Origin of the sequence: Vibrio sp. VB16, from assembly GCF_015594925.2 — a bacterium.
GTDB lineage: Bacteria > Pseudomonadota > Gammaproteobacteria > Enterobacterales > Vibrionaceae > Vibrio.
This window is the reverse complement of the sequence record NZ_CP087590.1, coordinates 1164577-1178719: the sequence shown is the minus strand read 5'-3', so window position 1 is coordinate 1178719 and position 14143 is coordinate 1164577. Positions and strand designations below refer to the sequence as shown.

The 14143-nt window shown below is 42.2% G+C and carries 13 protein-coding genes; 7 read left to right on the top strand and 6 right to left on the bottom strand.

Annotated elements, in window-relative coordinates; all coding sequences use genetic code 11:
- Window positions 1-5: 5 nt before the first annotated feature.
- Together IUZ65_RS05645 and IUZ65_RS05640 are read right to left on the bottom strand one after the other, a co-directional pair.
- Window positions 6-1097, bottom strand: a complete 1092-nt coding sequence (locus IUZ65_RS05645; RefSeq protein WP_195702816.1) for an alkene reductase — start codon at window positions 1095-1097, stop codon at window positions 6-8.
- 67 nt (window positions 1098-1164) lie between these two features.
- A complete protein-coding gene (locus IUZ65_RS05640; protein ID WP_195702815.1) occupies window positions 1165-1794 on the bottom strand; it encodes a glutathione S-transferase family protein in 630 nt (209 codons plus the stop codon).
- Between the two features lie 124 nt (window positions 1795-1918).
- On the opposite strand from IUZ65_RS05640, the gene IUZ65_RS05635 reads away from it, so the two are divergent.
- Window positions 1919-2797, top strand: a complete 879-nt coding sequence (locus IUZ65_RS05635) for a LysR family transcriptional regulator (protein ID WP_195702814.1) — start codon at window positions 1919-1921, stop codon at window positions 2795-2797.
- A gap of 214 nt (window positions 2798-3011) precedes the next feature.
- On the opposite strand, the gene IUZ65_RS05630 is transcribed toward IUZ65_RS05635, so the two are convergent.
- A complete protein-coding gene (locus tag IUZ65_RS05630; RefSeq protein ID WP_229638115.1) occupies window positions 3012-4004 on the bottom strand; it encodes an aldo/keto reductase in 993 nt (330 codons plus the stop codon).
- A gap of 163 nt (window positions 4005-4167) precedes the next feature.
- Complete coding sequence (locus IUZ65_RS05625; protein ID WP_229637988.1) at window positions 4168-5958, bottom strand: choline/carnitine O-acyltransferase; 1791 nt, start codon at window positions 5956-5958, stop codon at window positions 4168-4170.
- A 428-nt stretch (window positions 5959-6386) separates the two neighbouring features.
- Here IUZ65_RS05625 and betB point away from each other — a divergent pair, with 428 nt between their 5' ends.
- From betB to IUZ65_RS05595, 6 genes are all read left to right on the top strand, one after another.
- Window positions 6387-7853: a betaine-aldehyde dehydrogenase gene (gene betB / locus IUZ65_RS05620; RefSeq protein WP_195702812.1), complete on the top strand. Its 1467-nt coding sequence runs from the start codon at window positions 6387-6389 to the stop codon at window positions 7851-7853.
- Window positions 7854-7862: 9 nt separating this feature from the next.
- Window positions 7863-9539, top strand: coding sequence for a choline dehydrogenase (gene betA / locus IUZ65_RS05615; protein ID WP_229637987.1), 1677 nt, complete (start codon window positions 7863-7865; stop codon window positions 9537-9539).
- Window positions 9540-9805: 266 nt separating this feature from the next.
- A complete protein-coding gene (locus IUZ65_RS05610) occupies window positions 9806-11023 on the top strand; it encodes a BCCT family transporter (RefSeq protein WP_195702810.1) in 1218 nt (405 codons plus the stop codon).
- Between the two features lie 393 nt (window positions 11024-11416).
- Entirely contained in the window at window positions 11417-11710 is a 294-nt protein-coding gene (locus tag IUZ65_RS05605; protein ID WP_195702809.1) for a hypothetical protein, read from the top strand.
- Window positions 11711-11867: 157 nt separating this feature from the next.
- Window positions 11868-12263 carry a DUF3465 domain-containing protein gene (locus tag IUZ65_RS05600; RefSeq protein WP_195702808.1) on the top strand — a complete coding sequence of 132 codons (396 nt, stop codon included), beginning with the start codon at window positions 11868-11870 and terminating at the stop codon, window positions 12261-12263.
- Window positions 12264-12436: 173 nt separating this feature from the next.
- Window positions 12437-12595, top strand: a complete 159-nt coding sequence (locus IUZ65_RS05595) for a hypothetical protein (RefSeq protein WP_195702807.1) — start codon at window positions 12437-12439, stop codon at window positions 12593-12595.
- Window positions 12596-12666: 71 nt separating this feature from the next.
- Here IUZ65_RS05595 and bioD read toward each other — a convergent pair whose 3' ends face one another.
- Window positions 12667-13350 (bottom strand): dethiobiotin synthase, encoded by a 684-nt coding sequence (gene bioD / locus IUZ65_RS05590; RefSeq protein WP_195702806.1) that lies wholly within the window; start codon window positions 13348-13350, stop codon window positions 12667-12669.
- Window positions 13343-14104, bottom strand: a complete 762-nt coding sequence (gene bioC / locus IUZ65_RS05585) for a malonyl-ACP O-methyltransferase BioC (RefSeq protein ID WP_195705006.1) — start codon at window positions 14102-14104, stop codon at window positions 13343-13345. The genes bioD and bioC overlap by 8 nt, the downstream gene beginning before the upstream one ends.
- Window positions 14105-14143: the final 39 nt, after the last annotated feature.

Sequence of the window (14143 nt, the reverse complement as noted above, 5' to 3'; positions counted from 1 at the left end):
TAATGTTAATTCCCGTGGCTAAGTAGCTTCGGATAATCGGTATAACCTTGAGCCCCTTGGCTATAAAACCGAGTAGTGTCAGGGCTAGCTAACACCAGATTATGTTGATAGCGCTCTACAAGATCTGGATTGGCAATAAACGGCATACCAAACGCCACACCATTCGCAATACCCGTCTGCAATACCTGCTCCGCACTCGTTTTGTTGTAGCCTCCATTGACGATCAGGTAACCCGTATACTGTTCTCTTAACTCCGGAGTTAAGTAATCCAAGGTTTTTCTTCCAGTATCAGCTACCGGCTTTGGTTCTAAAAGATGCAAGTAAGCTAATCCAAACCGATCGAGCTTCTGTACCGCTTGAGTAAACGTTTCTCTATACTGGCTATCTGAAATTTCCCACACGTTGTTGGTGGGAGAAAGCCTGATTCCAACTTTGTCTGGTCCAATTTCATTACAGACCGCTGTGACGACGTCCATCATGAATCTCAACCTATTTTCGATACTTCCACCATAGATATCATCGCGCTGGTTACTGCTGTCCCGTGTAAACTGATCGATAAGAAAGCCATTGGCAGCATGAATTTCTACCCCGTCTAAATCTGCATCGATCGCGCGTCTTGCTGCATTTTTGAAATTTTCAACCTGTACTGAGATCTCATCAATGGACAAAGAGCGAGGCTTAACGAATTGTCGGTCCCGCCCTTTCGGTGTGGGTAGTTGCCCTGTTAGCTGCACTGCTGAAGAAGATACAGGCGTTTCACCGCCGAGAAAATCTGGATGGACTGCCCCTCCCATATGCCAAAGTTGAACAAAAATGGTACCTGAAGCCTGATGAACGGCATCGGCTATTTTTTTCCAACCTTGTTGCTGTTCATCATTAAACAACCCAGGTGAATTAAGCCATCCTCGCCCATCTTTACTGACGGCGGTTGCTTCGGCAATAATTAGCCCAGCACTGGCTCGTTGGCGATAATATTCGGCCATAAGCTCACTTGGGACACCCGTTTCATTCGCTCTTCCCCGTGTCAGTGGTGCCATAACCATACGATTTTTTAAGGTTTTTTTACCCAGCAATACAGGCTTAAAAAGTGATGTCATTTCTATTCTCCTACGCAACAAAACACAATCATTAAAACCGGCAGAAGATATCCTCTGCCTTGTAGACTTAACCACCAAACTCAGTTTGATAGAGCGAGCCGATGGTAGGTTCTTCATAGATTCGAGCTTGATACGCTTCAATGTTTGGGTATCGACTCGAAAGCGATGTTTTTAAGGCTCCTTGCCAATGCACTGTCACCATTAGATAAAGATCAGCCAAGCTTAGTCTCTCCCCTGCGATATAGTTGTGTTTGCCAAGCTGTGCGTCGATAAGGGAATACACTTTATGCAGCTCTGCCTCGGATAATTCACGAACACGACCGGCATCGTTAGAATAACGCTCCGGAAAAAATAGACGGCTCCAATGAGGATGCACCGTAGCGTAAAGAAGCTGAAACCATTTTAGTGCCTCGGCATACGCCAACGTATCGCTCTTAGGCATTAATTGTGCGTCAGGAAACTGGCTTGATAGATATAACAAAATTGCCGCCCCCTCGGTTAAGACATAATCTTCAGCGTTCTGGGCAATAACTAAAGCAGGAACCTTGCTTAATGGGCTGATAGCAATGTATTCATCTTGAAAATGCTCGCCATTGGCCAAGTCCATAACTTGGGTTTCAAATGGTGTGCCTGTTAGTGTTAATGCGGCTTTGACGGCCAATGAGCATGTTCCAGCTCCGTGATATAACTTATACATAGTCGTTTCCTAATTTCATTAGTGAGTGGCTTAGTTCGACAAGAAGTGTAAGACGAATTAGACTGTTAATAAATTCGCAATAAATGCAAATCAGCCGTGCATAAACGCACATAGGTAGATCACTATGAATGATTGGGACGATATTCGTTACTTCCTCTCTGTTTCACGAGAGGGTAGTGTGTCTGGAGCCGCCAAGGTATTGGGGGTTAATCACTCTACCGTTTCTAGACGAATTAAAGGGTTTGAAGAAAAGCATGGCGTGCTTCTCTTCAACCGTCTGCGAGACGGTTACGAAATGACAGAATCAGCTGACGCTATTTTTGAACAAGCACAGAATATGGAATCGCAAAGTGAACAAATCTCTCGAACTCTATTTGGTCAAGACGCGAGGTTAGAAGGGCCGATTAATCTGACCATGCCACATGACATTTTTGAGTATTGTCTCGCACCTGAGTTGGCACAATTTAATAAAAAACATCCGGGTATCGAAATAAATCTGATGGTAACCAAAGGGGTTCGAAATCTTGCAAGCCGAGAGGCGGATCTTGCCATTCGTCTGACGCCATCCCCACCCGACTACTTAATAGGCAGAAAAGTGTCTGGTTTACAGCACGGGGTATATGTTGCGAGCCATATTGATTTAACTCAACCTGTTGGGATAATAATATGGAGCGGAGAAACCGAGCTACCAGAATGGGCAAACCAGTATTTCCCCAATGCCTACATTTCACTTAAGGTTGATGATTTATCGAGTATGTATGCAAGCGTCAAAGCAGGATTTGGCGTTGCACGTATGCCGTGTTACATGCCGGATAGCATCCATGACACTCAGGTAGTAAAACTCAATATCCCAATACCTCGTTCAGATTGGTCGGTATGGGTACTTAGCCATATTGATCTAAGAAAAACAGCACGAATCAAAAAATGCCGTGATTTTTTGATCGCAGCGATAAACAAAAAAAGAGCACTATTTGAAGGTGACACCTCATTAGAGAAACAGTGATTGCACTAATGACATGAGCTTTGACTAAATATCTAACTTACTTGTGAGTATTTGAATCCTACTGCCCCAAAAAATAGCGCAAACAGAGACTCAAATACTCTACGAGTTTTAGTATAAAGGTGCCGAATAAGAATATTAGAAAACATAAGCGCATAACCAACTAATAGTTTATATCTTCCATAATCTACCTCATCCCATACAACCCTAAAATGGCTTAATACGGTGCAGGGTAGGTTTTCAAAACACCATCAATACTCGTCAATATTTCTTGACTTAACGGCTTAGAAAAAGCACTAATATTCTCTTTAAGCTGAGCCATAGATGTCGCGCCAATAATTGTAGAAGTGACACCATCTACTTGGTTACACCATGCTAATGCCAGCTGACTAGGCGTAAAATCGTGTGCATCAGCAATCTCCATATACTCTTTAATCGCGCTGCTCGCAATTGGCGTATCGCGGAAAATTCCATTGCGTTGCATATATGTCCAACGACTGCCTTCTGGACGCTTTCCGTCTAAATACTTTCCACTAAGCATGCCACTCGCGAGCGGAGACCATGGTAAATAAGCAATGTCCTCGTGGACGCAATTTTCGATTAAATAAGGCCAGTCTTTAGCATGCAGCAGGTTGAACTCATTTTGGATAGCAACCATACGTGGGAGGTCATACTTTTCACTCAGTTTTAGGTAAGTATTGATCCCCCATGGCGTATCGTCCGATAACCCACAGTGGCGTATTTTCCCCGCTTTCACACACTTAGCTAACCCATGCAAAATATCGAGCATTTGCGCTTCTTGTTGCTTGGCGTCAAATTCACTAAAAGAAATTTTATTCGGCAGGTGTTTACCAAAATGAGGCGAAGTACGATTTGGCCAATGCAACTGATAAAGGTCGATGTAGTCGGTTTGCAATCGTTGGAGAGAGGCATCTACAGCCGCAACAACCGCATCACCAGTGATAGGCCCACCTTCTCTCACCCATGGCATGCCTGGACCCGCGATCTTAGTTGCGATAATAAGTTCTTTTCGACGATGCGGGTTTTCGGCAAGCCAGTTGCCAATAATGGTCTCTGTTTTTCCGTAGGTGTCTGGTGAAGGAGGAACGGCATACATTTCAGCCGTGTCGATAAAGTTTATTCCCTGACTTATCGCATACTCTATCTGCTGATTTGCATCTTGTTGATTGTTCTGCAGACCCCACGTCATACTGCCTAAACATACACGTGACACCAAAATATCACTGCTACCGAGTTTAGAAAATTCCATTTACACCGTTCCTTTACTTTTCATTTAGCAAATATTATTGACAATATTTCATATTAAACTCGTTTTGTCTTTAGTTGATAGCCAACTTATTCAAGTTCCACAATCAATTCTCTGTTTCTTCACGCATCAATTCTGCCATTTCACTGAGAGACTGTTCGATATAAATCACCATTTTATCCAAATTTTCCTGCATTTGAGTTCGACTCGTCATGTTGAAGCAGATGCCATCGTTTTTAGTAAAATATCTGATCCCGTAACCATCATCGACAATAGGCCCATACCCCGCGAGATCAACACCATATTCGGACGTTGTACTTGTGCAAACGACACTATGGGTTAAAGCCTGATAGCCCGTATCTGTAAACAATGTTGGTAGGCTACTTAAACCGATAGAACGGCCGGCTATTTTATACCGATACTTTAACGCAAGAAGATGAGTGTATACCCCATTACCAACCCTACATTCATGGGCTCGTGCAATGTGCTTCTGTAGCGCTTGTCTCAGTAAATGTTGTTTTTCTTTCACACTGCTGTTTGACGAATCTACATTCCGAATAAATGCCATCGACTCGGGAGTGACGGTGTACAGAACATCGATACGACCATCAAGGAATGTTCGAGTCATAACGGCCTCATAGGCGCTGTAACATTTTCCATACAGCTTATATTCTGCCAACTGTAACGCCAACTGAACAAACGCATCTGGACTCACACCAAATTGTTTTATCTGATTTTTGCCAAAAAAAGAAAAATTCAGCACCCTCGTTTGAGTATTAGCCGTATGCTGAATAAATTGGTCGCCTGCATCTTGTACCGTGCGACACAATGCATCATTTAGCTCAAATTTAATGCCTTCGACTTCCGATGGGATCGCACTATTTTTTATTTCCTCACGATCCTTTTCGTCAAAAACAACCGCATCAATCGAGTCATATATATGCGCAATCAATCGAAGCATAACCGAACCATCCACCCCAGTATGCTCGAAGTTTATTCCAGTTTTTCCATTTGCAAACACAATAAATTGTACCGACTTATCAAAATAACGATTGCTGCCCGTTCCGTGCAACAATTGTTTTGAGATTTCGGTTATTGCTTCTGGCTTATTTTCATCTAAACACAACGCAAAAACCGCTTCCTCTATAACGGTCATGCCCTCCTTGTTGCTCGAAGAACTATCGAGCAATTCTGCTCTACGGTTTGCCCAGACATCGCGCGGCATTGTGGTTAGCAAACCTATATTTTGCCCTTTATCAGAGGCGGATAAAATGCACTCAAGATCGAATTCGATAGCGGATGGCGATCGGATATTGCCTTTTCCGTCAATAATATTGATTTTATAGATATGCTGATTCCGCAGGACAATAATATGCTGCCTAGATGATGATACTTTAAATTCGTCGGTTCCAATCCTGGGTATTCTGATTGAAGAAAAAATGCTGTTATATTGATTCATGCAAAGCGGTATTTCTTTTTGCATATCAACATTGAGGTCATGTTTATCAATCAATGCGATAAATCTATAGACACTGACAATTAAAGCAGCAGCGATAGTCGCTTGTTTACACACCTCTTTATCCAGCTTACTTTTGAGGTAATAAAATACATTGCTATTAATGACCAAAGGCTCGCGAGATTCTAGATAGAGATCTTTCCAAGCAGATGATGACCAATTGGAAACATCATCACGATCATTCCAATCACACAGCTCATTTTGTAGTCTTTCACCCTCTCCACCAGAAAGAAGAAACTGCTCTACTACAATTTTTGCACTTGTTCGTTCTTCTTCCGTCAATAAAGGTTCTGCCCATTCTAAAAGCCTATTACATGTATCCTGTAAATCTGGAACGGGCATTGTCGGCAATGCTTCTTGGCAACTAAATGTGTTCACCATCGATCGTTCAACTCCTATTACAAAATAAATAACTATTTTTCACCCATCGAACCAAGCTAACTTGATTGCTACGGAATCTAACCAAAATAACGACCAGCCATCATGACCTTGATCAAATGATTACAACTCAAATGATTACAACTCAAATGATTTAACTATAAGTAAGCTAGTTTATTGGTTAAAGGCGAGCTAAAAAACACCCAACAACAACCTTTAAAAACAACAAGTTACCCACAAAACAGTGCACATACAATTCGGTTAATAGTTCAAACCCACTTGATCATTAGAGAAATAATAATTAGTATTCTAACTAATTTAGAGTTTAACCGATGTCACGCTCACCTAAAAAGGTATGTTTTCTCTCTAATTTCAACGAATAAAACACCATAATCTAATTGATTCTTGGTCTTAAAATACGAGGAAACTTAATGTCATCGTTAGTCGTTTATCAAAACTATGTACACGGTCAATATCTATCTAATAATACGGGTGAAACATTTGAAGTCATTAACCCCGCGACAGGCCAAATAAGCTACTTAGTGGAGACCGCCAACGAAGTCATACAACAAGCCGCAATAGAAAGTGCTAAATCTGGATTTGCCACATGGTCAAAAATGACACCGGTCGAACGGAGTCGTATTCTCCTAAAAGCCGTCGCTTTATTACGCGAGTACAATGACGAACTTGCCGCCGGTGAAGTACGGGATACCGGCAAGCCTTGGCAAGAAGCCTCGGTTGTTGATGTGGTTACCGGTGCAGATTCAATCGAGTTTTTTGCAGGATTAGCCCCAAGTATAGAAGGTAATCAGCAAACTGTTGGTGACGATTTTTATTATACGCGCCGCGAGCCGCTCGGCATTTGCGCGGGTATTGGTGCATGGAACTACCCCTTACAGATCGCGTGTTGGAAAGCAGCGCCAGCCCTAGCTTGCGGAAACGCCATGATCTTTAAGCCATCGGAAGAAACGCCGAGAGGCGCAATACGTTTGGCCGAGATATTCACGCAGGCTGGTTTACCTGATGGTGTTTTTAACGTTGTTCAAGGTAATGGTCGTGTTGGTGCGTGGCTAACAGAGCACGAGGACATCGCAAAGATCTCATTCACTGGGGAAGTGGGGACAGGTAAAAAGGTCATGGCTGCCGCTGCCAACTCACTTAAAGAAGTGACCATGGAATTGGGAGGGAAGTCTCCTCTAATCATCTTTAATGATGCTGACTTAGAAAATGCAATATCCGCTGCCATGCTCGGCAACTTTTATACGCAAGGTGAGGTTTGTACTAACGGTACACGCGTGTTTGTTCAACAAGACATTTACCCGCGTTTTATTAAACGTCTCATAGAGCGTACCGAACAAAATATTATCTGCGGCGACCCAATGAATGTAGAAACCAACTTCGGGGCTCTTATTTCAAAAAATCACCAACAAAAAGTGCTCGACTACATTGAAATTGGCCAATCTGAGGGCGCAACACTTCTTACGGGCGGAACCGCCTTGCAACCAGAAGGTTGTCCCAACGGGTATTTCGTTGCCCCGACCGTTTTCACCGATTGCACCGACGAAATGACCATCGCGAAAGAGGAAATCTTTGGCCCTGTTATGTCGGTACTCACATTCACCGATGAAGACGAGGTAATTCGTCGTGCAAACAACACACGCTTAGGATTAGCGGCTGGCGTATTTACCCAAGACATTAGCCGTGCCCACCGCGTCATTCATCAAATACAAGCGGGTATTTGCTGGATCAATGCTTACGGCGCTTCGCCTGCAGAAATGCCGGTAGGTGGCTACAAAATGTCTGGCATCGGACGAGAAAATGGCAGTGAAACCTTAAAAGCATACACGCAAATCAAGGCCGTATATGTTGGTATGCAATCACTTGATAGCCCGTTTTAAGGAATGACAATGACCAACTCAAATTATGACTACATCATTGTAGGAGCAGGAAGCGCGGGCTGCGTACTCGCGAACCGTTTATCCACCGACCCTAGCAATAACGTCTTGTTACTAGAAACCGGCGGCAGTGACAAAAGCATTTTCATTCAGATGCCCACAGCATTATCTATCCCGATGAACACAGAAAAGTACGCTTGGCAATTTAAGACCGAAGCTGAACCGTTTTTGGATAACCGTCATATGCACTGCCCTCGCGGAAAAGTATTAGGGGGGTCTTCATCCATCAACGGCATGGTCTATGTACGCGGTCATGCGCGTGACTTCGACGAATGGCAAAAAAATGGAGCAGTAGATTGGGATTATTCGCATTGCCTACCCTATTTCAAAAAAGCAGAAACATGGTCATTCGGTGGTAATGACTATCGAGGCGACCTCGGCCCTTTAGCGGTAAATAACGGCAACAATATGAAAAATCCGTTATATCAGGCATTTGTTGAAGCAGGTAAAGATGCCGGGTATTTGGCCACTGCCGACTACAATGCCGAACAACAAGAAGGGTTTGGCCCAATGCACATGACGGTAAAAAATGGTGTCCGTTGGTCGACAGCAAATGCCTATCTAAAACCAGCCCTGAAGCGAAATAATTTGACGGTTGTTACTCACGCACTTGTACACAAAATTCTACTAGAAAATAAGACCGCCGTTGGTGTTCGATACGAACGCAAGAATCAAATAATTGATATACGTTGCAATAAAGAGGTGGTGCTTTCCGCTGGCTCAGTTGGTTCGCCTCATATACTACAACTGTCTGGCATTGGCGCATCTGATACATTAAAAAATGCCGGCATTGAACAGGTTCATGAATTACCGGGGGTAGGCGAAAACCTTCAGGACCACCTAGAGTTTTATTTCCAGTTCAAATGCTTAAAACCAATATCATTGAACGGAAAACTTGGCCCATTTAGCAAATTGTTAATTGGTACTCGCTGGATACTCGACAAGTCCGGACTTGGCGCAACCAATCATTTTGAGTCTTGTGGGTTTATCCGTTCTAAAGCAAATTTGGAATGGCCAGATCTCCAATATCACTTCTTACCAGCCGCGATGCGATATGACGGTAAAGAAGCTTTTTCAGGTCATGGTTTTCAGGTTCACATTGGTCATAACAAACCCAAAAGCCGAGGTACTATTAAGGTGTCGTCAAACGACCCTCATATCGCCCCTAAAATCCAGTTTAATTATCTGTCTCACCAAGACGACATCGATGGATTTAGAGCCTGCGTGCGTCTGACTCGCGAGATCATAAATCAACCTGGACTAGACGAATATCGGGGCGAAGAAATTCAACCTGGGCTAACCGTGAAGACCGATTCAGAGATTGACCAGTTTGTTAGACGCTCTGTTGAGAGCGCCTATCATCCGTCTTGTTCCTGCAAAATGGGTGAAGACTCAATGTCCGTTGTGAACTCTGAAACCAAGGTTCACGGTATCGAGAGTCTGCGCGTTGTTGATTCTTCAATATTCCCCACAATCCCTAACGGTAACCTTAATTCACCTACCATTATGGTCGCTGAGCGCGCCGCGGATATTATTTTGGGAAAAGAGCTATTAGAACCAAGTACGGCTCAAGTGGTTACTGCATCGGATTGGCAAACAAGCCAGCGATTACAAAACCCTAAGCGATAAACATTCACCCTAACCAAGGAGTGCATTCACTACCCTATACCTAACGAAAACATTCGTTCATAGAAAGTATGATTAATATGACCAACTTATGCGATGTTCGCAAATGGTCGACGTAACTATGTTCAATTTATCAGGTTTTAACTATCGTCAAAACGATACTTAAGGCCTGATGGCACTTGCCGTCTTAAAAAATTGGGACATAGCATCAAAACATAAATCAAGGAAATAATTATGTTTGCTCGTATCACCCCCACGGAGGCCAAATAATGACTACTTGGTTATCCATAGGTATTTTATTTACCTTTGCCGCTATCGTGTTTGTCCTTTACCGTTGGGGCAACATGAAGTGTATTGGCGTCACTCCCGTACGCAAATTTGCCTTTATCGCCATCCTCTTTACCTCTGGTTTAGATGTTGGGCTGATCATGTTTCCACTAACCGAGTTCGCTGGTTATGCCGATCTAGCCACCAGCCCTGAATACTCTTTTACTAATCCGTTGGCCATAGAGTTTGGTTTCTGGGCATTCTTCATTTGGGCCTTCTACTTCTTAACCTGTTTTTACTTCTGTGTTATTGAGCCAAGGGTCAAGTTCTTCGAGATACCGTTAATCAAACTGATTAATAACATGGTTATTATTGGTACGTGTGCGTTTACCGCTTACCTGTTATTGGTTAACTTACCGTGGTATTTACCCGAGTTTGGCGATGGAGAGACCATCATAGGTAGCTTCTATTTAGTGGTACTCGCCATCATTGCTGTCGCCGTGTACTCAAGTACAAGTATCCGCTACGTCAGAATTTTAAGCTTAGGAAGCAGTTGGTTATTCCTAGGTTTGATCGCATTGATGTGGTCTGGTGCATTTTTATCCGACAACTCAAGTGTTGGCGAATTCTTTACCACATTAAGTCTTTTAGGCGGTTACTTTACTAACCTGCATAAATTTGTGTTACCTCTTAACGACTACCACGAATTTTACCTTTATTGGTGGTTTGCATGGAGCATCATGATCGGCCAATTTACTGCTCGTTTTGTCAGTGGTCTCAGAACTTACCAAGTATTGGTTTCTATGATGGTATTCCCTTCTATTCCAATCGCTATTTGGTTCAGTGTTCTTTATTACTACAGCGCCAACGCAATACCGGTTGCTGGCTTCTACAACCTCGCAATGGTCTTGGTTGGGATGACATTTGTAATCAACTCACTTGATTCATTGGTTCGTTTATATACCGACAACTTAAACCTCACAGTTCAGCGATTCGGTAAAGTGCGATACATGATAGGTAATGTGGTTTTACTCAGCGGATTAACACTGCTATTCAAATTGGACTTTCTTCAGATCCAATGGGTCGGAGCATTGGCAATTGCGTTAATTTTAGGCTGCTTTGGCTATATTCTATTGTTCCACTTTCGTAAAGTTAGCGAGATTGAACGTTCACCTAAAGGGAACAGTATCGATTTCAACAAGATTGAATTAATCAACTAGCACATTGCGATAGGTGTCGGTTAGACGACACCTATCGCTCATTTTAAACCTAACTGATAGCCTATAAATTCCATACGATTAACGTATAGCAACATACATTTACCAAGATTGTCCCCCCTCCTTCATCTTCTCAAGCTACGCGAACTTTTAACATTTTTTCTCAAATTAATTTTTATCCGTTATTCCCTACAAGGTATTGATGCCTATACGAAGGTTTTATCTAACGGCCCTATTTAATCACTAGGCTCTGATAACAATTAACCATTTCTTGAAGGCAGTTACATTTTCACAAACCCGATATGAAAGCTGATTATGTTGTGAGGTCAATCTCATACTTAACATGAAGAGTATGATTTCATAATTACCCCAACAAAAATTGAATAGGATAGTTTAATGGAACGAATAGCAACAAGATTGGATGGTTGGAACTTATACAAAGCGGGCGAACAGTACTTCGAGTCACAAATAAAACTGACGAGCGAACAGTTAGCTTCTGATGGCGAAGAAGTTCTTACCAATTCAGGTAACCTAAAACAACTTGAATTTAATCAAGATTCAATCAAAAACTGGTTCAACGACAGTAAAACGGATGATGATTTTCGAAGAATAATGACTGCCCTAGAACCAATAATTATTGCGCTTTGGACAGAGAAAAAATTAAGTTCTTGGACAATGGAAATATACTAGTAGACGCTGATTTACACCCAATTCCAAAAAAACACTATTTATTTTAGATATCAATTGGTTATTACTCTCGAACCATGCCAATTTTTGTTGACGATGACCGGTTCGCACTAGCACATTTTACATCGACATCGAATACAACCAGTAGAAAGGGATTGATATGAAGTTATTTTTGACGATGGTCTTGGTTGTATTAAGTGCAATCTCTTTTTTCACTTGGTCCAATGATAGTGAATTGAAGCAGGCATTTGAATCACGACAAAGTGATGTACAAGTCCAAGGTGTGGGTACTGTAATTCGTTTATTGGCAGACGATAATAAAGGGTCGAGGCATCAAAAATTTATATTGAAACTGTCTAGTCGTCAGACGCTCTTGGTGGCACATAATATTGATTTAGCACCGCGTATTTCGAACCTAAAAACGGGAGATGTTGTTGAGTTTTACGGTGAGTATGAGTGGAATAATCGAGGTGGCATTATCCATTGGACACATCGCGACCCAAGAAAAAAGCACAAGCATGGTTGGCTCAAACATAATGGTCTGATGTACAACTAATTAACTTTGCTAAATTTAAATAAGCTTAGGCATGGCTGAATTACTCTATAGCATAAGTCAATGCATAACGCTGGATGTTAGACTTTCGTCTTATTGAGTAAATGACTCGTTAAGCGTAGATTCGAAGCAGCGTAGGATTGCAGCTGCAGTTCGCTTTGATAAGGAATAGAACAATGGTTGAGAATACCAATTTTCAAATGGCAATCGACTTACTTTGTTGTCACCTAGGGATCACGGAAAAAGAAGCCAAAGAACAACTAGGTATTGGCGAGGACCAATTACTTCATAAGCAAGTATTGGATACCCAACGCACTCTGTCTGATGGGGTTTAATTCCGCAAGATAAATTTTATAAAAAAAATGGGTTGCCAAAATTTGGCAACCCATTTTTTTTATATTGAATCTTATCCGTTAATAATTGGTTCTATATTCATATACTTACCAATGTTTTTCTTTTTAACGCTAGGTACATAAGGTATCTCACCCAATTTAGGGGCAGGAATTTTTTCTTCCAACATACGGATTATATCCGCATAGTTCTCCGTTCCAGGATTAATGCGATTTGCAGCCCAACCAATAATTTCTAGACCATCATTCTGAATCGCTTCTACACTAAGCATGGCGTGGCTCAAGCAACCAAGTTTAATGCCGACCACCAGTACGACAGGAAGCTTTTCCTGCTTTACCCATGTCGATAAACATTCTGTGTCTGAGATAGGAACACGCCAACCGCCCGCACCTTCTACCAATACCACATCAGCAACACTCTTATGTGTTGCTAATTTTTCACTTAATAGCGCGGGTTCTATCTGCACATTATCGAACTTAGCGGCAATATGTGGTGATGTCGCGCTCAAGAGTGCATACGGGTTTGCTTCATTATAAGCAATATCAATCGTTGCCGCTTCTTGCAAATGAAGCGCGTCAGAGTTTCTAAGCCCTTGCTCTGTTTCTTTACAACCCGCGGCGACAGGTTTATAACCAATGGTTGTTAAACCTTTCGCGGCAAGTGCTTGTAATATTGCTTTTGACACAACAGTTTTACCAACTTCAGTATCTGTTCCGGCAATAAAAAATGCATTAATCATAAAAAATTGTTCCTAAACACACTTGATAAGTTGCGGGTAGCAACTCATTATCATTTTTAAATCTTTGGTATTCGGTCTCAACGCGAGACAAGGTGCTTTTCTTGGTCAACCCGGGAGAACGTGCTCCAACGTGAGTTGCACCAATGCCCTTTAAGTCCCGCATTAACTTAAATGCCGATGCGTACCAAAGCTGAATTGTTAGTAAGTCTAGATGATGGTTTTGTGATCCAGCTTGCGCTAACGCAATTTTTATCTGTTTCTCACTTAGAAATTGATTCACGTGTTGATATGAATCAATTTCAGCCCACGCATTTCTCAGCTCAATTAACGATCCTTGCATTAATGTAGAGAAAAGAACCTTGCCACCTTTTTTTGTGACTCTTTGTAGTTCTCTAAGCGGAATAGACAAATCGTCACACCATTGAAGAGCCAAACTTGAAAAAACAATATCGAAATGGTGGTTGTTAAATGGCAATGCTTCTGCATCCGCTTGTCGATATTCAAGCACATTATTATTGCAACGAGCTTTGGCCTGAACGAGCATTTTTTTCGAAAGATCTGCAGCAGTAACCTCTGCTCCTCGGTTAGAGAGAATCTCGGAAAAATACCCCGTTCCGCAGCCAATATCTAACACCTTCAAGCCTGACAAATTTTGTGGCAAGTATTTCAACAGTTCGTTGCCGACATCTCTCTGGAATTGTGCATGCTGGTCATAGCCATGGGCAGCCTTGCTAAATGCCTCTGCAATAGCCATTTTACGAGCCGAATTATTAGGTACGGAACATTCCACTAG